At 73.7% G+C, this 18434-nt stretch carries 20 protein-coding genes; 15 read left to right on the plus strand and 5 right to left on the minus strand.

Annotated features, from left to right (window positions below):
• The first annotated feature begins 1 nt into the window (after position 1).
• Both lplT and AC2EAQ_RS13145 read left to right on the plus strand, forming a co-directional pair.
• Positions 2-1273, plus strand: a complete 1272-nt coding sequence (lplT, locus tag AC2EAQ_RS13140) for a lysophospholipid transporter LplT (RefSeq protein WP_484644642.1) — start codon at positions 2-4, stop codon at positions 1271-1273.
• A gap of 213 nt (positions 1274-1486) precedes the next feature.
• Entirely contained in the window at positions 1487-2371 is an 885-nt protein-coding gene (locus AC2EAQ_RS13145; protein WP_484644645.1) for a DMT family transporter, read from the plus strand.
• 16 nt (positions 2372-2387) lie between these two features.
• Here the strand turns inward: AC2EAQ_RS13145 and AC2EAQ_RS13150 are convergent, their stop codons facing one another.
• Entirely contained in the window at positions 2388-3290 is a 903-nt protein-coding gene (locus tag AC2EAQ_RS13150) for a response regulator (protein WP_484644647.1), read from the minus strand.
• 185 nt (positions 3291-3475) lie between these two features.
• On the opposite strand from AC2EAQ_RS13150, the gene AC2EAQ_RS13155 reads away from it, so the two are divergent.
• Genes AC2EAQ_RS13155 through AC2EAQ_RS13210 form a run of 12 tightly spaced genes read left to right on the plus strand, consistent with a single transcriptional unit; the run spans position 3476 to position 14826 of the window.
• The gene (locus AC2EAQ_RS13155; protein WP_484644648.1) at positions 3476-3970 is read left to right on the plus strand and encodes a glutathione peroxidase; all 495 of its coding nucleotides are present in this window, start codon (positions 3476-3478) and stop codon (positions 3968-3970) included.
• 55 nt (positions 3971-4025) lie between these two features.
• Positions 4026-5216 (plus strand): amino acid aminotransferase, encoded by a 1191-nt coding sequence (locus tag AC2EAQ_RS13160; protein WP_484644649.1) that lies wholly within the window; start codon positions 4026-4028, stop codon positions 5214-5216.
• Positions 5217-5265: 49 nt separating this feature from the next.
• A complete protein-coding gene (locus tag AC2EAQ_RS13165) occupies positions 5266-6240 on the plus strand; it encodes an ABC transporter permease (RefSeq protein WP_484644651.1) in 975 nt (324 codons plus the stop codon).
• A complete protein-coding gene (locus AC2EAQ_RS13170; RefSeq protein WP_484644653.1) occupies positions 6237-7073 on the plus strand; it encodes an ABC transporter permease in 837 nt (278 codons plus the stop codon). Before AC2EAQ_RS13165 ends, AC2EAQ_RS13170 begins: the two co-directional genes overlap by 4 nt.
• On the plus strand, positions 7073-7756 hold the full coding sequence (locus AC2EAQ_RS13175) for a DsbA family oxidoreductase (RefSeq protein WP_484644654.1): 684 nt from the start codon (positions 7073-7075) through the stop codon (positions 7754-7756). Before AC2EAQ_RS13170 ends, AC2EAQ_RS13175 begins: the two co-directional genes overlap by 1 nt.
• Before the next feature lie 25 nt (positions 7757-7781).
• Complete coding sequence (locus tag AC2EAQ_RS13180) at positions 7782-8771, plus strand: ABC transporter ATP-binding protein (protein ID WP_484644655.1); 990 nt, start codon at positions 7782-7784, stop codon at positions 8769-8771.
• On the plus strand, positions 8768-9577 hold the full coding sequence (locus AC2EAQ_RS13185; RefSeq protein ID WP_484644657.1) for an ATP-binding cassette domain-containing protein: 810 nt from the start codon (positions 8768-8770) through the stop codon (positions 9575-9577). The genes AC2EAQ_RS13180 and AC2EAQ_RS13185 overlap by 4 nt, the downstream gene beginning before the upstream one ends.
• A 36-nt stretch (positions 9578-9613) precedes the next feature.
• Positions 9614-11170 carry an ABC transporter substrate-binding protein gene (locus tag AC2EAQ_RS13190; protein ID WP_484644659.1) on the plus strand — a complete coding sequence of 519 codons (1557 nt, stop codon included), beginning with the start codon at positions 9614-9616 and terminating at the stop codon, positions 11168-11170.
• Between the two features lie 13 nt (positions 11171-11183).
• Complete coding sequence (locus tag AC2EAQ_RS13195; RefSeq protein WP_484644662.1) at positions 11184-11669, plus strand: nuclear transport factor 2 family protein; 486 nt, start codon at positions 11184-11186, stop codon at positions 11667-11669.
• 16 nt (positions 11670-11685) lie between these two features.
• Entirely contained in the window at positions 11686-13068 is a 1383-nt protein-coding gene (locus AC2EAQ_RS13200; protein WP_484644665.1) for an amidase, read from the plus strand.
• A gap of 34 nt (positions 13069-13102) precedes the next feature.
• Positions 13103-14467: a tetratricopeptide repeat protein gene (locus tag AC2EAQ_RS13205; protein ID WP_484644668.1), complete on the plus strand. Its 1365-nt coding sequence runs from the start codon at positions 13103-13105 to the stop codon at positions 14465-14467.
• On the plus strand, positions 14464-14826 hold the full coding sequence (locus AC2EAQ_RS13210) for a DnaJ family domain-containing protein (protein WP_484644670.1): 363 nt from the start codon (positions 14464-14466) through the stop codon (positions 14824-14826). The genes AC2EAQ_RS13205 and AC2EAQ_RS13210 overlap by 4 nt, the downstream gene beginning before the upstream one ends.
• Before the next feature lie 24 nt (positions 14827-14850).
• Here the strand turns inward: AC2EAQ_RS13210 and AC2EAQ_RS13215 are convergent, their stop codons facing one another.
• Positions 14851-15498 carry a glutathione S-transferase family protein gene (locus AC2EAQ_RS13215; RefSeq protein WP_484644675.1) on the minus strand — a complete coding sequence of 216 codons (648 nt, stop codon included), beginning with the start codon at positions 15496-15498 and terminating at the stop codon, positions 14851-14853.
• 100 nt (positions 15499-15598) lie between these two features.
• Here AC2EAQ_RS13215 and AC2EAQ_RS13220 point away from each other — a divergent pair, with 100 nt between their 5' ends.
• Positions 15599-16744: a substrate-binding domain-containing protein gene (locus AC2EAQ_RS13220; RefSeq protein WP_484644677.1), complete on the plus strand. Its 1146-nt coding sequence runs from the start codon at positions 15599-15601 to the stop codon at positions 16742-16744.
• Positions 16745-16759: 15 nt separating this feature from the next.
• On the opposite strand, the gene AC2EAQ_RS13225 is transcribed toward AC2EAQ_RS13220, so the two are convergent.
• From AC2EAQ_RS13225 to AC2EAQ_RS13235, 3 genes are all read right to left on the minus strand, one after another.
• Positions 16760-17446, minus strand: a complete 687-nt coding sequence (locus AC2EAQ_RS13225) for a helix-turn-helix transcriptional regulator (protein ID WP_484644679.1) — start codon at positions 17444-17446, stop codon at positions 16760-16762.
• A gap of 68 nt (positions 17447-17514) precedes the next feature.
• On the minus strand, positions 17515-18021 hold the full coding sequence (locus AC2EAQ_RS13230) for a cupin domain-containing protein (protein ID WP_484644682.1): 507 nt from the start codon (positions 18019-18021) through the stop codon (positions 17515-17517).
• 30 nt (positions 18022-18051) lie between these two features.
• Positions 18052-18429, minus strand: a complete 378-nt coding sequence (locus AC2EAQ_RS13235; RefSeq protein WP_484644686.1) for a VOC family protein — start codon at positions 18427-18429, stop codon at positions 18052-18054.
• Between the last annotated feature and the right edge of the window lie 5 nt (positions 18430-18434).

Here is an 18434-nt window from a genome sequence, read left to right on the forward strand (position 1 = left end):
CATGAAACGAGGCTTCTACACGATCATGTCGGCGCAGTTCTTCAGCTCGCTGGCCGACAACGCGTTGTTCGTGGCCGCCGTCGAGCTGCTGCGCACCAGTGGCGCCCCCGAGTGGCAGCGTGCCGCGCTGGTGCCGATGTTCGCCCTGTTCTACGTCGTGCTGGCGCCCTTCGTCGGCGCCTTCGCCGACGCGCTGCCCAAGGGCAAGGTGATGTTCGTGTCGAACAGCATCAAGGTCGTGGGCTGCCTGATGATGCTGTTCGGCACCCATCCGCTGGCCGCCTACGCGGTGGTGGGCCTGGGGGCGGCGGCCTACTCGCCGGCCAAGTACGGCATCCTCACCGAGCTGCTGCCGCCGTCGCAGCTGGTCAAGGCCAATGGCTGGATCGAGGGCCTGACCATCGCGTCGATCATCCTGGGCGTGCTGCTGGGCGGCCAGCTGATCGGCCCGCACATCGCGCCGATGCTGCTGGGCATCGACCTGCCGATGGTGGACACCGGCATCGACACCGGCCCCGAGGCGGCGATCGCGTCGATGGTGCTGCTGTACGTGGTTGCGGCGCTGTTCAACCTGTACATCCCGCGCACCGAGGCGGCGCTGCTGCCGATGGACCGACCGCTGGCGCTGGTGCGCGACTTCTCCCAGTGCAACGGCCGGCTGTGGGGCGACAAGCTGGGCCAGATCTCGCTGGCCACCACCACGCTGTTCTGGGGTGTGTCGGGCAACCTGCGCTACATCGTGCTGGCCTGGGCCGCGGCCGCGCTGGGCTACACCACCACCCAGGCGTCGAGCCTGGTGGGCGTGGTGGCGCTGGGCACCGCGGCCGGCGCCATCATCGCGTCGGTGTGGATGAAGCTCGACCGCGCCACCAGCGTGATCCCGCTGGGCATCGGCATGGGCCTGCTGGTCATCCTGATGAACGTCATCTCCGACGTGTGGGTGGCCGCGCCCTTCCTCATCCTGCTGGGGGCCATCGGCGGCTATCTCGTGGTGCCGATGAACGCGCTGCTGCAGCACCGCGGCCACAACCTCATGGGCGCCGGCCGCTCGATCGCGGTGCAGAACTTCAACGAGCAGGCCTGCATCCTGGGCCTCGGCGCGTTCTATGTGGCGCTGACCAAGTTCGGCATGTCGGCCTTCGGCGCGATCACCATCTTCGGCATCGTCGTGGCCGGCACGATGGAGATCATCCGCCGCTGGCATGCGCGCAACTGCGTGCAGCACCGGGACGAAGTCGAGCGCCTGCTCGCCATCGCGCGCTCGGATCATTGACGTGCCCCCACGCTCCCTGCGGTCGCTGCCCCCCGAGGGGGCGCGCGCGCCCTTCGGGCGGCCGGGCGGGCGCGTGATGGTGCCCCCACGCTCCCTGCGGTCGCAGCCCCCCGAGGGGGCGTGCGCGCCCTTCGGGCGGCCGGGCGGGCGCGCGATGGTGCCCCCACGTCGCCTGCGATCGCTGCCCCTCGAGGGGGCGCTGCTGGTGACGGTGTGACGGGGCGCGGGCAGGCGGTGGGGCCGGCGCTGGCGCTGGTCGTCAATGCCTTTGTCTGGGGCGTGAGCTGGTGGCCGTTCCGCCAGCTCGAGCAGGCGGGGCTGCATCCACTGGCGGCCACGGCCATGATCTACCTCGTGGCGGTGGTGGCGCTGGCGTGCTGGTGGCCGCGGGCCTGGCGCGAGGTGCTGGCGCATCCGGCGCTGTGGGTGCTGGTGGTGGCGTCGGGCACGACCAATGCCGCGTTCAACTGGGCCGTCACCATCGGCGACGTGGTGCGGGTGGTGCTGCTGTTCTACCTGATGCCGCTGTGGGCCGTGCTGCTGGCGCGGCTGCTGCTGCACGAGCGGCTGACCCGGTCGGCGCTGCTGCGCGTGGCGCTGGCGCTGGGCGGGGCGATGGTGATCCTGTGGCCCGAGGGCGGCGGCTGGCCCGTGCCGCGCACGCTGCCGGAATTCCTCGGCGTGCTCGGCGGCTTCGCCTTCGCGCTGAACAACGTGATGCTGCGCCGCGAGGCGGCGCGCTCCGAAGGTGCGCGTGCGATGGCGATGTTCTTCGGTGGCGCGCTGGTGGCTGCCGTGCTGGCCACCGTGCTGTCGATGCAGGGCCGCGTGCCCGGCCTGCCGGCGCCGGCCTTCGGCTGGATCGCCGGTGCGCTCGCCATGGGCGCGGCCTTCCTGGTGGCCAACCTGTCGCTGCAGTACGGCGCGGCGCGGCTGCCCGCCAATGCCACCGCGGTGATCATGCTGACCGAGGTGCTGTTCGCCAGCGTGTCGGCGCTGGCGCTTGGCGCCGGCACGCTCGACGCCCGGCTGGCCGCGGGCGGCGCGGCCATCGTCGGGGCCGCGCTGCTGGCGGCCCGGGAGCATCGGGCACCCTAGCGCAGGCCGGCGCGATTCAGGCGTCCGGTGCGCTGCTGCTGCCGCCGTCGCGGCGCTTGCGCAGGCTGCGCTTGGTGGGCAGGTCCGGCAGCAGGCCGAGCTGGCGCAGCTGGCGCCGCAGCAGTTCGTCTTCCAGCGGCTTGGCGAGGTAGGCGTCGCAGCCGGCGAAGGTGCCGCGCACGCGGTCGGTGGGGCTGTTGTGGGCCGACACCATCAGCACCTTGGGCGCGAGGCCGGTGCCGGGCGCGCGCGGCGCGGACTTGAGCTGCTGGCACAGCGCCAGGCCGTCCATCTCGGACGTCGGGCCCAGGTCCACGTCGAGGAACACCACGTCGAAGCGCTGCTGCGCCAGCAGCTGCAGCGCCTGCTTGCTGTTCGACGCCGTCTCGGTGCGCAGCCCGATGGTGTTGAGCTGGCGCTGCAGGAAGCGCAGCGCGATCTCGCTGTCGTCGACCACCAGCGCCGCGGTGGGCGGGGTGGTGTCGCCGGCGCGCCGCATCGGCCCGTCGAGGTCGCCCGGCGACGTGGTCGCCGGCCCTTCGTGGCCGGGTCGGTCGCCCGCGGGTGCTTCGCCGCTGCGGCGCAGGCCGACGGCCGCGTCGAGCTCGCGGAACACCTGCAGCGGGTCGATCGGCCGCATGGCCCAGGCCAGCGCGCCGTCGGGCGCCAGCGAGCCGATGAACACCGTGTCGGCCACGCGGTCGGCGCCGGCCACCTCGTCGATCGCGCCGGCATGGTCGGCGTCGGCGATCACGAAGTCGGCCTCGGGGAGGGTGGTCACCTGGGTGTAGGCAGGCTCGCGCGTGCCCGACAGGCGCAGGTAGGAAGCCAGGGCGTGGCGCTCGAACTCACCGAATCCGAGCAGCATCACGCGATAGGCCGCGGGGGCAGGCCCCGAGGTCAGGTCGCCGTCGTTCAAGGGAAAAGATCCAAGGGAAAACCCCGAGCCTGTGGGCCCGAGACGGGCCCGGATGTTCGGCGCCGGCCGCGGGAGTGTCAACGCGCAGGCACCCCTAGAAGGCGGGGTCCCGCGCCCAGGCGATAGGATCGCCCACCGTGCGCCGTGGTGCGGCGCGTCGCTCTGCACAACCTGGAGGTTCCGCCATGCCCGATCGCACCCTGTACGACTTCTCGTCCGTCTCGATCGCGGGGCGGCGTGCCGACTTCGCGGCCAAGCGCGGCAGCGTGTTCCTGATCGTCAACACCGCCAGCGCCTGCGGCTTCACGCCGCAGTTCAAGGGCCTGGAGAAGCTGTGGGACGACTACCGCGACCGCGGCCTGGTGGTGGTGGGCTTCCCGTGCAACCAGTTCGGTGCGCAGGACCCGGGCAGCAACGACGAGATCGCCTCGTTCTGCGAGATGAACTACGGCGTCAGCTTCCCGATGATGGCCAAGGTGGACGTCAACGGCACCAGCGCGGACCCGCTGTGGGCCTGGCTCAAGAGCTCGGCGCCGGGCGTGCTCGGCAGCGAGACGGTGAAGTGGAACTTCACCAAGTTCCTCGTCGGCCGCGACGGCAAGGTGATCCGCCGCTACGCGCCCAACGAGGAGCCCGACGCGATCCGGCGCGACATCGAGGCGGCGCTGGCCGCCCGCTGAGCCCGCACACCGAACCCCCACCGAACCGTCGTCCCCCGGGGGCGGCCTGCGATCCATGTTCGAACACCTCGAGCCCTACGCGGGCGACCCGATCCTCAGCCTGAACGAGGCCTTCCAGGCCGACCCGCGGCCGCACAAGGTCAACCTGTCGATCGGCATCTACTTCGACGACGACGGCCGCATCCCGGTGCTGGCCAGCGTGCGCGAGGCCGAGGCGCAGATGCTGGCCGCCGCGGCCACCAAGAGCTACCTGCCGATCGAGGGCGACGCCGCGATGCGCCGCGCGGTGCAGGCGCTGCTGTTCGGCGCCGACGCGCCCGCGCTGCGCGAGGGCCGCGTCGCGACGCTGCAGACCGTGGGCTCGTCGGGCGGGCTGAAGGTCGGCGCCGACTTCGTCCGCCGCTGGCTGCCGCAGGCCCAGGTGTGGGTCAGCGACCCCACCTGGGACAACCACCGCGCGATGTTCGAGGGCGCCGGCATCACGGTGAACACCTACCCGTACTACGACTCGGCCACCGGCGGCCTGCGCTTTGCCGCGATGTGCGAGGCACTCGCCGCGCTGCCGCGCGGCTCGGTGGTGCTGCTGCACGCCTGCTGCCACAACCCCACCGGCGTGGACCTGACGCGCGAGCAGTGGGACACGCTGGTGCCGCTGCTGGCCGGCCGCGGCCTGCTGCCCTACCTGGACCTGGCCTATCAGGGCTACGGCGACGGCATCGACGAGGACGCCTACGCGGTGCGCCGCCTGGCCGACGCGGGGCTCACCTTCGTCGTGGCGAACTCGTTTTCCAAGAGCATGAGCGTGTATGGCGAGCGCGCCGGCGCGCTGTCCTTCGTGTGCGGCAGCCGCGCCGAGGCCGACCTGGTGCTGGGCCAGCTCAAGGCCACCGTGCGCCGCAACTACTCGAGCCCGCCGATCCACGCCGCGGGCATCGTCGCGCGCGTGCTGTCCGACCCGGCGCTGCGCCGCCAGTGGGAGGGCGAGGTCGCCGTGATGCGCGATCGCATCGCCGCCATGCGTCGCAGCCTGCACGGCGTGCTGTCGGCGCGCCTGCCCGGGCGCGACTTCGGCTACTTCCTCACCCAGCGCGGCATGTTCAGCTACACCGGCCTGTCCGCGGCGCAGGTGGACCGCCTGCGCGACGAGCACGCGGTGTACCTGGTGCGCTCCGGGCGCATGTGCGTGGCCGGCCTGTCCACGCGCAACGTGCAGGCGGTGGCGGAGGCCTTCGCCGCGGTGAGCTGATGGCCGGCACCGGCGCCTCCGCCGCGTCCCGCGGGCCCGGCGCGCGCCGATGACCGGCTTCCTGCTGCGCCGGCTGGGCACCTTCGCGGCCACGCTGCTGGCGGCGTCGCTGATCGTCTTCGCGGTGCTCGAGCTGCTGCCGGGGCGTCCGGCCGAGGTGATGCTGGGCGACACCGCCACGCCCGAGGCGATCGCGGCGCTGGAGGCGCGGCTCGGGCTGGACCGCCCCGCGCCGCACCGCTATGCGGCCTGGGTCGGCGGTCTGCTGCGCGGCCACAGCGCCACCAGCTACGCCTACGACACGCCCACCTTCGAGCTGATCGCCGAGCGCCTCGTGGTCAGCCTGCCGCTGGCGCTGCTGGCGATGGCGCTCACGGTGGTGGTGGCGCTGGCAGCCGGCGTGTATGCCGCGGCGCACCACCGCCGCGCCGGCGACACCGGCGTGATGGTGCTGTCGCAGCTGGGCCTGGCGATCCCGAACTTCTGGCTCGCGATCCTGCTGATCCTGCTGTTCGCGGTGCACCTGCAGTGGGTCGGCGCGGGCGGCTTCCCGGGCTGGAGCGAGGACGACGGCGGCGGCCTGGGCGCCGGCCTCGCGGCACTGGTGCTGCCGGCGCTGTCGCTGGCCGCGGTGCAGGCGGCGATCCTGGCCCGGGTGACGCGCTCGTCGGTACTGGAGGCGCTGCGCGAGGACTGGGTGCGCACCGCGCGCGCCAAGGGCTTGTCGCGGCGCCAGGTGCTGTGGGGCCACGTGCTGCGCAACGCCATGGTGCCGGTGCTCACCATCATGGGCCTGCAGTTCGCCAACCTGATCACCGGCGCGATCATCGTGGAGAACGTGTTCGTGCTGCCCGGCATCGGACGCCTGGTGTTCCAGGCCATCGCCAACCGCGACCTGGTGCTGGTGCGCGACGTGGTGATGCTGCTGGCGGCGATCGTGGTGCTGGTCAACTTCGTGGTCGACGTGCTCTATGCCGTGGTCGACCCGCGCCTGCGCCGCGCCACCGGGGGGGCCGCGCCTTGAGCCCCGCAGCGCGCCGCGCGCTGCGCCACCCGAGCTTCGCCGCCGGCGCGCTGCTGGTGGCGCTGCTGCTCGGCGCGGCGCTGCTGTCGCTGCTGTGGAGCCCGTACCCGCCGGCCGAGATCGACATCGCCGGCAAGCTCGCGCCGCCGTCGGCCGCGCACTGGCTGGGCACCGACAGCCTCGGCCGCGACATCGCCTCGCAGCTGCTGGTGGGCAGCCAGAACTCGATCGCCGTGGGCGTGCTGGCGGTGGGCATCGGCCTCGTGGCCGGTGTGGCGCTGGGCTGCCTGGCCGCCGCCCGCGGCGGCTGGGTCGAGGAACTGGTCATGCGCGCGGCCGACTTCACCTTCGCGTTCCCGGCGCTGCTCACCGCGATCATGCTCACTGCGATCCACGGCCCGGGGCTGGTGACGAGCATCGCCGCCATCGGCATCTTCAACATTCCGGTGTTCGCGCGCCTGGCGCGCGCGTCGGCGCACGCGGTGTGGGCGCGCGACTACGTGCTGGCCGCGCGCGCCGCCGGCAAGGGCCCGTGGCGCATCACGCTCGACCATGTGCTGCCCAACATCGCCAACGTGCTGATCGTGCAGGCCACGATCCAGTTCGCGCTGGCCATCCTCGCCGAGGCGGCGCTGTCCTACCTGGGCCTGGGCACGCAGCCGCCGCAGCCGAGCTGGGGCCGCATGCTCAACGAGGCCCAGACCCTGCTGTTCCAGGCGCCGATGCTGGCCGTCTGGCCCGGCCTGGCCATCGCGCTGTCCGTGCTCGGGCTGAACCTGCTCGGCGACGGCCTGCGCGACCTGCTCGACCCCCGACTCGCGAGGCAACGCTGATGTCCACCGCCCCGGTTTCCCTGCGCATCGACTTCGTGTCCGACGTGGCCTGCCCCTGGTGCGCCGTCGGCCTCAATGCGCTCGAGCGCGCCATCGAGCGCATCGGGCCCGACATCGACGTGCGGATCCACATGCAGCCGTTCGAGCTGAACCCGACCATGCCGCCCGAGGGCGCCGACGCGAAGCAGTACCTGCAGGCCAAGTACGGCCTGTCCGACGAGCAGCTTGCCGCCAACCGCGAGCGCATCACCGCGCTCGGCGCCGCGGCGGGCTTCGCGTTCGGCCCGCGCGCGCACGTCTGGAACACCTTCGATGCGCACCGCATGCTGGCCTGGGCCGCGGCCGAGGGGCCGCCCGGCGCGCAGCGCGCGCTCAAGCACGAGCTGCTCAGGGCCTATCACGGCGAGGGCCGCAACCCGGGCGCGCGCGACGTGCTGCTGGACCTCGCCGCGCGCGTGGGCCTGCCGGCCGCCCGTGCCGCCGAGGTGGTCGACGGCGACGCCTTCGCGCTGGACGTGCGCGAGGCCGAGCGCTTCTGGCAGGACGCGGGCATCCAGTCGGTGCCGGCCACCGTGATCGAGCGGCGCCACCTCGTCTCCGGCGGCCACCCGAGCGAGACCTTCGAGAAGGTGCTGCGCCAGATGGCGGCCGGCGCGGCCTGGCAACAGGACGGCGCCGAATGAACGTCGGGCGTCGAGGGCGGGCGAGGTGACGGAAGCCGCGGCGCCGCTGCTGCAGGTGCGCGACCTCACGGTCACGCTGCCGACCGCGCACGGGCGCCAGGCGGCGCTGCGCGGCGTGAGCTTCGCGCTCGAGCGCGGCGCCACCCTCGGGCTGGTCGGCGAGTCCGGCTGTGGCAAGTCGCTCACCGCGCTGGCGCTGATGGGCCTGTTGCCCGAGCGGGCCGAGGTCGGCGGGTCCATCCGCCTGGCGGGCCAGGAGCTGACCGCACTCGATGACGCGGCCTACGGCCGCCTGCGCGGCGACCGCATCGGCATGGTGTTCCAGGAGCCGATGACCGCGTTGAACCCGGTGCACCGCATCGGCGACCAGATCGCCGAGCCGCTGCGCCTGCACCGCGGCCTGCCGCGCGACGCGGCGCGTGCCGAGGCGCTGCGCCTGCTGGAGCGGGTGCGCCTGCCGCGCGCGCGCGAGCGGCTCGACGCCTGGCCGCACGAGCTGTCGGGCGGCCAGCGCCAGCGCGTCGTGATCGCCATCGCGCTGGCCTGCGGGCCGGACCTGCTGCTGGCCGACGAGCCCACCACCGCGCTCGACGCCACGTTGCAGCGCGAGGTGCTGGACCTGCTGGACGAACTGCGCCGCGACAGCGGCATGGCGCTGCTGCTGATCAGCCACAACCTCGACGTGATGGCCGCCCACGTGGAGCGGCTGGCCGTGATGTACGGCGGCCGCATCGTCGAGCAGGGCCCCACGCGCGCGGTGTTCGAGCAGCGGGCTCACCCGTACACGCGCGGCCTGTTCGCGGCCCGGCCGCGCCTGGGCCTGGCGCGCGGCACGCGGCTGGCCACCATCCCCGGCCGCGTGCCGGCGCTGCACGAGATGCCGCCCGGCTGCGCCTTCGCCGACCGCTGCGCGCTGGCCGACGCCGACTGCCGCCGTGGCGCGCCCGCGCGGCAGGCCGTGGCGGCGGGCCACGACGTGCATTGCCTGCACTGGACCCGGGAGCTGCCGCCATGACCGCGCCGCTGCTGCAGGTGGACGGCCTGGGCAAGCGCTATGCGCTGCCCAGGCCGCATCCGCTGGCGCCGCGCGAGTCGGTGGACGCGCTGGCCGGCGTGAACTTCACCCTCGAGGCCGGCCGCACGCTCGGCGTGGTCGGCGAGTCGGGCTCGGGCAAGAGCACGCTGGCGCGGCTGGTGATGGCGCTGGAAGCGCCGACCGCCGGCACGGTGCGCCTCGACGGCCGCGACCTGCACGCGCTGGCGCCGGCCGCACTGCGGGAGGCGCGGCGCGACTTCCAGATGGTGTTCCAGGACCCGTACGGCTCGCTCGACCCGCGCCGCACCGTCTGGCGCACCGTGGCCGAGCCGCTGGAGGCGCTGGTGGACGTGAGCCGCGCCGAGCAGCGCGAGCGCGCCGCCGCCATGCTGGACGCGGTGGGCCTGAACCCCGCCGCCGACGGCGACAAGTACCCGCACGAGTTCTCCGGGGGCCAGCGCCAGCGCATCGCCATCGCCCGCGCCCTGGTCACGCAGCCGCGCCTGATCGTGGCCGACGAGCCGGTGTCGGCGCTGGACGTCAGCGTGCAGGCGCAGGTGCTCAACCTGATGCAGGACCTGCAGGAGCGCTTCGGCCTGGCCTACCTGTTCATCAGCCACGACCTGGCGGTGGTGGACCTCGTCTGCGACGACCTGCTGGTGCTGCAGCAGGGCCGCGTGGTCGAGCACGGTGCCACCGACGCGGTGCTGCGCGCCCCGGCCCAGGCCTATACCCGCAGCCTGCTCGATGCGGTGCCGCGGCCGCTGTGGCAGCATCCGCGCTGACGCCGCAGGCGTCGCCGACTCAATGGAGCCCGTGACATGACCCTTCTTCGTCGCACCCTGATCGTTGCCGCGGCCGCCGCCGGGGCCTTCGCCGCCGCGGGGGCGAAGGCCCAGGTGGCCGTCACCACCGCTGTCAACGCCTCCACCACCGCGCTGGCCGCCACCACGGCCGCGAGCGCCGGCAAGCGCGCCGTGACCCTGGCCATGGTGCTGGAGCCGCCCGGCATGGACCCGACCGTCGCGCCGGCCGCCGCGATCGGCGAGATCGTCCACTACAACGTGCTCGAAGGCCTCACCAAGATCAATGTCGACGGCACGGTGACGCCGCTGCTGGCCGAGAGCTGGACGATGGACCCGGACGGCAAGAGCTACACCTTCAAGCTGCGCCGCGGCGTCAAGTTCCACGACGGCGAGGCCTTCGACGCCAGCGACGTGAAGTTCAGCTTCGAGCGCGCCAAGGACGACAAGAGCACCAACAAGGCCAAGAAGGCGGTGTTCGACAACATCCGCCGCGTCGACACACCCGACGCGCACACGGTGATCCTGACGCTGGAAAACGCCGACCCGGCCTTCCTGTTCCGCATGGGCGAGAACACCGCCGTCATCCTGGACCCGAAGTCCGCCGCCGGCACCGCCACCCGGCCCGTGGGCACCGGCCCCTTCACCTTCGACGACTGGAAGAAGGGCAACTCGGTGACGCTGCGCAAGTGGCCGGGCTTCCGCGACGCGAAGTCGGTGAAGATCGAGCGCGCCACTTTCCGTTTCATCAACGACCCGGCGGCGCGCGTGGCCGCGCTGCTGGCCGGCGACATCGACGGCGTGCCCCGGCTGGACGCGCCGCAGGCCGTCAAGCAGCTGCAGGCCGACAAACGCTTCACCGTGTCCATCGGCAGCACGGCCGGCAAGGGCATCGTGGCGATCAACAACCGCAAGAAGCCCTTCGACGACGTGCGCGTGCGCCGCGCGATCATGCACGCCATCGACCGCAAGGCCTTCATCGACGGCGTGCTCGAGGGCCTGGGCACGCCGATCGGCAGCCACTTCGCGCCCACCGACGCCGGCTACGTGGACCTCACCGCGATGACGCCGCACGACCCGGACAAGGCGCGCGCGCTGCTGCGCGAGGCGGGCGTCACGACGCCGCTGAACGTGACGCTGACGCTGCCGCCGCCGCAGTACGCGCGCAAGGGCGGCGAGGTCATCGCCGCGCAGCTGGCCAAGGTGGGCATCGTGGCCAAGATCGAGAACGTCGAGTGGGCGCAGTGGCTCGGCGGCGCCTTCAAGGGCAACTTCGACCTGACCATCATCAACCACGTCGAGCCGCTGGACTTCATGCAGTACGCCAACACCGGCTACTACTGGGGCTACGACAGCAAGGCCTTCCGCGACCTGACCGCGAAGTACGCCGCCACCGCCAACGCGAAGGACCGCGCGAAGCTGTTCGCCGACATCCAGCGCCAGATCGCCACCGACCAGGTCAACGCCTTCGTGTTCAACCCGGCGCAGGTGGCGGTGGCCCGCAAGGGCCTGAAGGGCCTGTGGTCGAGCTCGCCGATCTTCGCCAACGACCTCGCCGCGGTGTCGTGGCAATGAACGGGGGCCGCCCATGAGCCGCGAGACCATCGAACGCTTCTACAAGGCCTTCGCCGAGCTGGACTCCAAGACCATGGCCGCTTGCTACGCGCAGGACGCCACGTTCGAGGACGAGGTGTTCAAGCTCAAGGGCCGCACGCACGTGGGCGGCATGTGGGCGATGCTGTGCAGCGCGGTCAAGCGCAGCGGGCGCACCGACTGGAAGCTCGAGGTGCGCGACATCACCGACAACAGCGCCCACTGGGAGCCGACCTACCGCTTCTCGGCCACTGGCAACATCGTGCACAACATCATCGACGCCGAGTTCGAGTTCGACGCCAACGGGCTGATCCGGCGCCACCGCGACCGCTTCAGCTTCTGGCGCTGGTCGCGCCAGGCGCTCGGCGCCGTGGGCTGGGCCTTCGGCTGGACCGGCTGGCTGCGGCGCAAGGTGCAGCGCACCGCGGTGCGCAACCTCGCCAAGCACATCGAGGCCTCGGCCGGCCGCTACACGACGTGAGCCGCGGCACGGCCCGATGAGCCTGCACGATCGCAGCGCCGTCGAGCTGCTGGCGCTGTACCGCCGCGGCGAGGCCTCGCCGCTGGAAGTTGCGCGCGACCTGATCGCGCACATCGAGCGCTGCGAACCGGTGCTGCACGCGCTGTGGGCCTTCGACGCCGAAGCGCTGCTGGCGCAGGCACGCGACAGCCAGGCGCGCTGGCAGCGCGGGCAGGCCCTGCCGCTGGACGGCGTACCGGTCACCATCAAGGAGAACATCGCCACGCGCGGCGTGCCAGTGCCACTGGGCTGCGCGGCCACCGAGCTGCGGCCGGCGCCGGTGGACGCACCACCGGCGGCGCGGCTGCGCGAGGCCGGCGCGCTGATCGTGGCCAAGACCACGATGCCCGACTACGGCATGCTGTCGTCGGGCCTGTCGAGCTTCCATGCGCTGGCGCGCAACCCGTGGAACCCGGCGCTCAACCCCGGCGGCAGCAGCGCCGGCGCCGCGGCCGCCTGTGCCGGCGGCTACGGCCCGCTGCACCTGGGCACCGACATCGGCGGCTCGATCCGCCTGCCGGCGGCGTGGTGCGGCATCGTCGGATTCAAGCCGAGCCTGGGCCGGGTGCCGATCGACCCGCCGTTTCCCGGCCGCGTGGCCGGCCCGATGACGCGCAGCGTGGCCGATGCCGCGCTGGCGATGCGCGTGCTGTCGCTGCCCGACGCGCGCGACGCGATGAGCCTGCCCTCGCAGCCGCTGCCCTGGGACGATCTCGACGCGGACCTGTGCGGCCTGCGCATCGGCCTGTGGCTCGACGCCGGCTGGGGCCTCGCCCCCGAGCCCGCCGTGCTGGACGCGGTCCACGCCGCGGCGCGCGCGTTCGAGTCCGCCGGCGCGGTGGTCGAGCCGCTGGCGCCCTTCACCACGCGCGCGATGATCGACGGGCTGGACCACTTCTGGCGCCAGCGCGCCTGGCTCGACATCGCGGCGCTGCCGGCACCGCGCCAGGAGCGCGTGCTGCCCTACATCCGGCGCTGGGCCGAGGGCGGGGCGCGGCTCACCGGCGAGCAGGTCTACCGCGGCTTCGCGCAGATGGCGGCGATCCGCGACGCCACCGTCGCCGCGACGCAGCGCTTCGACGCGGTGCTGTCGCCGGTGAGCCCGGTGGGCGCCTTCGCGGCCGAGTGGGCCAGCCCCCTGGACGACCCCGGGCGCCCGTTCGAGCACATCGCCTTCACGCTGCCGTTCAACATGAGCGAGCAGCCGGCCGTGGCGCTGAACGCCGGCTTCGACACGCAGGGCCTGCCGGTGGGCCTGCAGATCGCCACGCGTCGGCACGACGACGTCGGCGCGCTGCGCCTGGCCGCGGCCTGGGAGCGGCTGCGGCCGCCGCAGCGGCCGTATCCCGTGCCGGGTTGACCGGCAGGTTCGCCACCGCGGCTACATTCGCGCCATGGCCACGCTGGACACCCGCGGCAACCCGGTCGGCACCGACCGCGCGGCCGCGCGCGACGCACTCGAGTCCGCCACCTGGCGCCTGATGGCGTTCTACGACACGCCGCTGGCCGACCTGGACGCGGCGATCGAGGCCGACCCGCAGTGGTGCCTGCCGCACGCGGTGAAGGCCGGCTTCCTGCTGTCGCTGACCGAGCCGTCGCAGATGGCCGCGGCGCGGGCGCACCTCGACGCCGCGCTGGCCTGTGCCGAGGCGGGCGTGCCGCCGCGCGAGCGCGCCCACCTCGAGGCGCTGCAGCTCGTGGCCCAGGGGCGCTGGGGCGCGGCCTGCCGCCTCTGGGACCTGCTGCTGCTGGAGCATCCGCGCGACGCGCTGGCGCTGCAGTGGGCCCAGCTGTGGGACTTCTACCGCGGCGACGCCGTCGCGCTGCGCGCCCGGCCCGCGCGCGCGCTGCCCGACTGGGACGAGGACGATCCGCTGTATCCCCACGTGCTCGCGCTGTGGTCCTTCGGGCTGGAGGAATGCCACCGCTACGACGAGGCCGAGGAGGCCGGCCGCCGCGCGCTGGCGCTCGACGCGCGCTCGCCGTGGGCGGTGCACGCGGTGGCGCACGTGATGGAGATGCAGGGCCGCTTCGACGACGGCGCGGCCTGGCTGCGCCAGCACCAGCCGGCCTGGGCCGACGGCAACGGCTTCGAGGCGCACCTGTGGTGGCATGCGGCGCTGTTCCGCCTGGAGGGCATGGACGTGGCCGGCAGCCTGCGCGTGCTCGACGGCCACCTGTCGGGCGACGCGCTGCAGATCGGCCTGCAGCGCGTGGACGCGGCGTCGCTGCTGTGGCGGCTGCACCTGCTGGGCGCCGATGTCGCGGCGCGTGCCGCCGCGCTGTCCGCGCAGTGGTGCGACGCCGGCGCACACGAACCCGGCCACTACGCGTTCAACGACGTGCATGCGCTGCTGGCGCTGCTGTGCGCCGGCGAGGTCGGCCGCGCCGAGCATCAGCTCGCGCGCTGCGCCGAGCGCGCGATGGCCGGCGACGATGCGCGGCGCGACAACCACCTGATGTCGCGCGAGGTGGGCCTGCCGCTCGCGCGCGGCCTGCTGGCCTTCGCCAAGGGCGACTTCGACGGCGCCGCCGACCAGCTCTATGCCGCGCGCCCGCAGGCCTGGCGCCTGGGCGGCAGCCACGCGCAGCGCGACGTGATCGACCTCACCGCGCTGGCCGCCTGCGTGCGCGGCGGCCGCAAGTCGCTCGGCCGCGCGCTGCTCAACGAGCGCACGCTGGCCAAGCCGGTGTCGCCGCTCACGCGGCACTGGGCCGACGCCCTGGGCGCGTCGTGCGACCGGGGGGCGGTGCGATGAACGCCGAGGACAAGCGCGAGCAGCGCCTGAAGCTGCTGGACGATCACATCGGCGAACACCTGCGCGCCAGCGAGGCCACGGGCGAGCTGCGCGCCGCGCCCAGCTACGGCCGGCCGCTCGACCTGGGCGATGGCTACGACGAGACGCCGGCCGAGCTGCGCATGGGCATGAAGGTCCTCAAGGACGCCGGCGTGCTGCCGCCCGAGGTGCTGGCGCTGCGCGAGGCCGCCGAGCTGGAGGCGCAGCTGGCCGCCTGCACCGACCCGGAGCAGCGGATCGCGCTGCAGCGGCAGCTGTCCGACAAGCGCCAGGCGATCGCGCTGCGGCTGGAAAAGCTGGCCTCGAGCCGGACCTGGTAGCCCTGCGCTGCCCGGTGCGCGGCCTCAGACCAGCGGCGCGCCCAGCTGCTCGCGCGCGAACACGCGCTGCGTGGCCGGCCGCGCCAGCACGCGCTGCAGCCACGGGCCGACGTGCGGCAGCGTGCGCGCGGGCCGCGCCATGCCGCGCGTCCAGCGGCACAGCATCAGCGCATAGCAGTCGAGCGCGCTGAAGCGGTCGCCCAGCAGCCAGGGCCCGCCGTGCGACGCGAGCTGCGCGTCGATCTGGTCGACCAGCGCGGCGATGCGCGCCTCGGTGGCGGCCTTCACCTCGGCGGCGCCCGCGGCATTGCCCGGCGCCACGTAGCGGTCGGTGTAGAAGTAGATCGGCATCTGCGACTGCAGCGACGCCGACAGCCACACCAGCCACTTGTAGAACTGCGACCGCTCGGGCGTGCCGGGCGCGGGCGCGAGGCCGGCGGCGGGATGGCGCTCCACGAGGTGCAGCACGATCGCGGCGGTCTCGTACAGCACCTCGCCGTCGTCCACCAGCACCGGGATCAGGCCGTTCGGGTTGAGCTTCAGGTACGCGGGCGCCTTGTGCGCCTGGTTGGCCCGGTCGACCAGGCGCAGCTCGAAGGGCACGCCGATCTCCTCGAGCACGAGGTGCGGCGTCAGGCTGGCGTTGCCGGGAAAGTAGTGCAGTTCGATCATGGCGGCGGTGGCGCGCGGCGCGGCAGGGGCGATGAAGGCGCGACCATACCGCAGCGCGTGCCGCGGCCGCGCGCGCCGCGGCGGCGTTGTATCGTGCGCCATGGCCTCCGACCCGCCGCCGCGCCGCGGCGTCCACCTCGAGTACCGCTTCGCGCCCGGCGACACGCGCCAGCGCGGCGCCGACATCGCCAACCCGCTGGTGGACCTGCTGCGCACGCTGCGCGACACCGGCTCGATCAGCGCGGCGGCGCGCGCGCAGGGCAGCTCCTACCGTCACACCTGGGGCGCGCTCAAGCAGTGGGAGACCGCGCTCGGCGCGCCGCTGGTGGTGTGGGTCAAGGGCCAGAACGCGCGCCTGACGCCGCTGGCCGAGCGGCTGCTGTGGGCCGAGACGCGCGCGCGCACCCGGCTCACGCCGCACATCGAGGCACTGCGCAGCGAGCTCGAGCGCGTGCTCACGCTGGCCTTCGACGCCGCGCACGACGCGATCACCGTCTACGCCAGCCACGACCTGGCGCTGCCGCTGCTGCGCGACCGCGCCGACGCGCTGGGCCTGCACATCGACCTGCGCTTCGCCGGCAGCGCCGACGCCCTGCAGGCGCTGGCGCAGGGGCGCTGCGACGTGGCGGGCTTCCACGTGCCCGTGCTGCGCGGCGGCCGGCCGCCGCGCTTCGCGCGCCTGCTCAAGACCCTGCTCAAGCCGGGCCGCCACAAGCTGCTGGCCTGCCACCGCCGCAGCCAGGGCCTGCTGCTGGCCCCCGGCAACCCGCTCGCGGTGCAGGGCCTGGCCGACCTCGCGCGGCCGGGGCTGCGTTTCGTGAACCGCCAGCCCGGTTCCGGCACGCGGCTGCTGGTGGAGCACCTGCTGGCCGAGGCCGGCCTGGACGCGCAGCGCATCGGCGGCTTCCATGGCGCCAGCGAGGACACCCACGTGGCGGTGGCCGCCGCGGTGGCCAGCGGCGCGGCCGACGCCGGCGTGGGCATCGAGGCCGCGGCGCTGCAGTTCGGCCTGCACTTCGTGCCGCTGGCCGACGAGGACTACTACCTCGTGTGCCTGAAGGAGGCGCTTGACGGCGCCGCGGTGCAGCGCCTGCGCGGCCTGCTCGCGTCGCCGGCCTGGCGCGACGCGCTGCACACGCTGGCCGGCTGCGAGCCGCATGTGCATGCCGGCGACGTGCTGTCGCTGACGCGGGCACTGCCGTGGTGGCACTACCGCGCGCCGAAGGACGGCGCCGCGGGCCGCTGACGCGCGGCCCCGGCCTCAGCAGGCGCCGCCGGTTTCCAGGCGGAACAGGTCGGCCAGCGTGCGGCCGGGTTCGTCGCGGAAGGTGTCGTCCAGCGGTTCGAGCTGCTCGATGCGGTCGACGCGGAAATTGCGGAAGTCCTGCCGCGTCTCGCACCAGGCGGCCAGCGTCCACACCGCGCCCCAGTAGAAGCTGCCCAGCGGCCGCACCACGCGCTCGCTGGTGGCGTCCTTCAGGTCGCGGTAGCGCAGGCGCACCTTGCGCCGCGTCTCGGTGGCCACGCGCAGTGCCTCGAGCTGGCGCCGCAGCCGCGCGTCCACTTCGTACACGGGCGCATACACCGCCAGGCTCTCGGCCGCGGCGCGGGCGCTACCGGGCAGCACCGCCAGCACCTTGGACAGCGCATCGTCGGCGGCCTGCGCCAGCCCGGCGTCCAGCCGCGGCTGCGCCAGTCGCACGCAGGCCACCAGCGCCTTGGCCTCGTCGGTGGTGAACATCAGCGGCGGTAGGTCGAAGCCGGCGCGCATGCGGTAGCCCACGCCGGCCTCGCCCTCGATCGGCACGCCCTGCGCCTGCAGGTCGGCGATGTCGCGGTACACCGTGCGCACCGACACCTCCAGCCGGCCCGCCAGCCACTCGCCGGTGGCCAGGCGCCGCCCGCGGACGAGCTGCACGAGCTGGAACAGGCGGTCGGCACGGCGCATGGGTGCAGTGTGCGGCAGGACGCGCGCCGCGCCAGCCCCCGAAGAAGGCGGCGCGCGGCGCGGCCGGGCTATTCGCCCTGCCAGTAGTCCACCTGGTCGGCGTAGCGGCTCAGGTGCATCAGGCCGGTCTTGTCGTCGTCGCCGGCATAGGCGCCGACCTTGCCCGAGTCCGGGTACTCGCACACCTCGGGGTCGATCTGCGTGCTCACCGCCAGATAGCGCAGCGGCTCGCTGCCGGTATTGACGAGCTGGTGCGCGGTCTCGGGCCCGCCCGCAGGGCAGCCGATCAGGTCGCCGGCGCGCACCGGGTGGCGCGCCGCGCCCAGGCGCAGCTCGCCGCTGCCGGCCAGCACCAGGAACAGCTCGTCGTTGGCGCGATGGCTGTGGAAGGGATAGGCCGAGCGGCCGGGCGCCACCTGGGTGACGTTGCAGCCGATCTTCGTCAGGCCGAGCACCGGCCCGAGCGTGGCCCGGCTGGCGTCGAAGCGCTCGGCCGTGGGGCCGGTGGGGCGCCAGGCCTCGGGGCGCGGGATCAGCTCGACGCGGTCGAGCGCGACGATGGGGGTGGGGTTCATGCGGCTCTCCTGGTGGACGGGCGCGGTGGCTCAGGCCATCGCGTGCAGGCCGACGATGTTGCCTTCGGTGTCCTCGATGTGGGCGAAGAAGCCCATGCCCGGCGGCAGCGCCGTCTTCGGCGTGTGGACGCGGCCGCCGGCCCCGGCCACGCGCGACAGCGCGGCGTCGATCGACGCACCGGCATCGAGATAGACGCGCGTGCCGGCGCGGCTGGGCGCCACGCCTTCGGCGCCGACGTTGACGCAGCCCTGCACCGCGTTGTCGCCCTCGCTGGAGAAGAGGGCCATCTGCTCGGTGCCCATCGTCTCGCGCTGCATCGGCAGCCCGAGCACGGCCTCGTAGAAGCGCTGGGCGCGGTCGATGTCGGTGGCGGGGATCTCGAACCAGTTCAGGGCGTGGCGGGTCATGGCGG

This window comes from Aquabacterium sp. T101, assembly GCF_057219775.1.

What these genes read in the sequence shown, in the direction of transcription:
- lplT (WP_484644642.1), top strand. Translation starts at nt 2, where the DNA reads ATGAAACGAGGCTTCTACACGATCATGTCGGCGCAGTTCTTCAGCTCG.
- AC2EAQ_RS13155 (WP_484644648.1), top strand. Translation starts at nt 3,476, where the DNA reads ATGCCCGATCGCACCCTGTACGACTTCTCGTCCGTCTCGATCGCGGGG.
- AC2EAQ_RS13160 (WP_484644649.1), top strand. Translation starts at nt 4,026, where the DNA reads ATGTTCGAACACCTCGAGCCCTACGCGGGCGACCCGATCCTCAGCCTG.
- AC2EAQ_RS13165 (WP_484644651.1), top strand. Translation starts at nt 5,266, where the DNA reads ATGACCGGCTTCCTGCTGCGCCGGCTGGGCACCTTCGCGGCCACGCTG.
- AC2EAQ_RS13175 (WP_484644654.1), top strand. Translation starts at nt 7,073, where the DNA reads ATGTCCACCGCCCCGGTTTCCCTGCGCATCGACTTCGTGTCCGACGTG.
- AC2EAQ_RS13185 (WP_484644657.1), top strand. Translation starts at nt 8,768, where the DNA reads ATGACCGCGCCGCTGCTGCAGGTGGACGGCCTGGGCAAGCGCTATGCG.
- AC2EAQ_RS13190 (WP_484644659.1), top strand. Translation starts at nt 9,614, where the DNA reads ATGACCCTTCTTCGTCGCACCCTGATCGTTGCCGCGGCCGCCGCCGGG.
- AC2EAQ_RS13195 (WP_484644662.1), top strand. Translation starts at nt 11,184, where the DNA reads ATGAGCCGCGAGACCATCGAACGCTTCTACAAGGCCTTCGCCGAGCTG.
- AC2EAQ_RS13200 (WP_484644665.1), top strand. Translation starts at nt 11,686, where the DNA reads ATGAGCCTGCACGATCGCAGCGCCGTCGAGCTGCTGGCGCTGTACCGC.
- AC2EAQ_RS13205 (WP_484644668.1), top strand. Translation starts at nt 13,103, where the DNA reads ATGGCCACGCTGGACACCCGCGGCAACCCGGTCGGCACCGACCGCGCG.
- AC2EAQ_RS13210 (WP_484644670.1), top strand. Translation starts at nt 14,464, where the DNA reads ATGAACGCCGAGGACAAGCGCGAGCAGCGCCTGAAGCTGCTGGACGAT.
- AC2EAQ_RS13215 (WP_484644675.1), bottom strand. Translation starts at nt 15,498, where the DNA reads ATGATCGAACTGCACTACTTTCCCGGCAACGCCAGCCTGACGCCGCAC.
- AC2EAQ_RS13220 (WP_484644677.1), top strand. Translation starts at nt 15,599, where the DNA reads ATGGCCTCCGACCCGCCGCCGCGCCGCGGCGTCCACCTCGAGTACCGC.
- AC2EAQ_RS13225 (WP_484644679.1), bottom strand. Translation starts at nt 17,446, where the DNA reads ATGCGCCGTGCCGACCGCCTGTTCCAGCTCGTGCAGCTCGTCCGCGGG.
- AC2EAQ_RS13230 (WP_484644682.1), bottom strand. Translation starts at nt 18,021, where the DNA reads ATGAACCCCACCCCCATCGTCGCGCTCGACCGCGTCGAGCTGATCCCG.
- AC2EAQ_RS13235 (WP_484644686.1), bottom strand. Translation starts at nt 18,429, where the DNA reads ATGACCCGCCACGCCCTGAACTGGTTCGAGATCCCCGCCACCGACATC.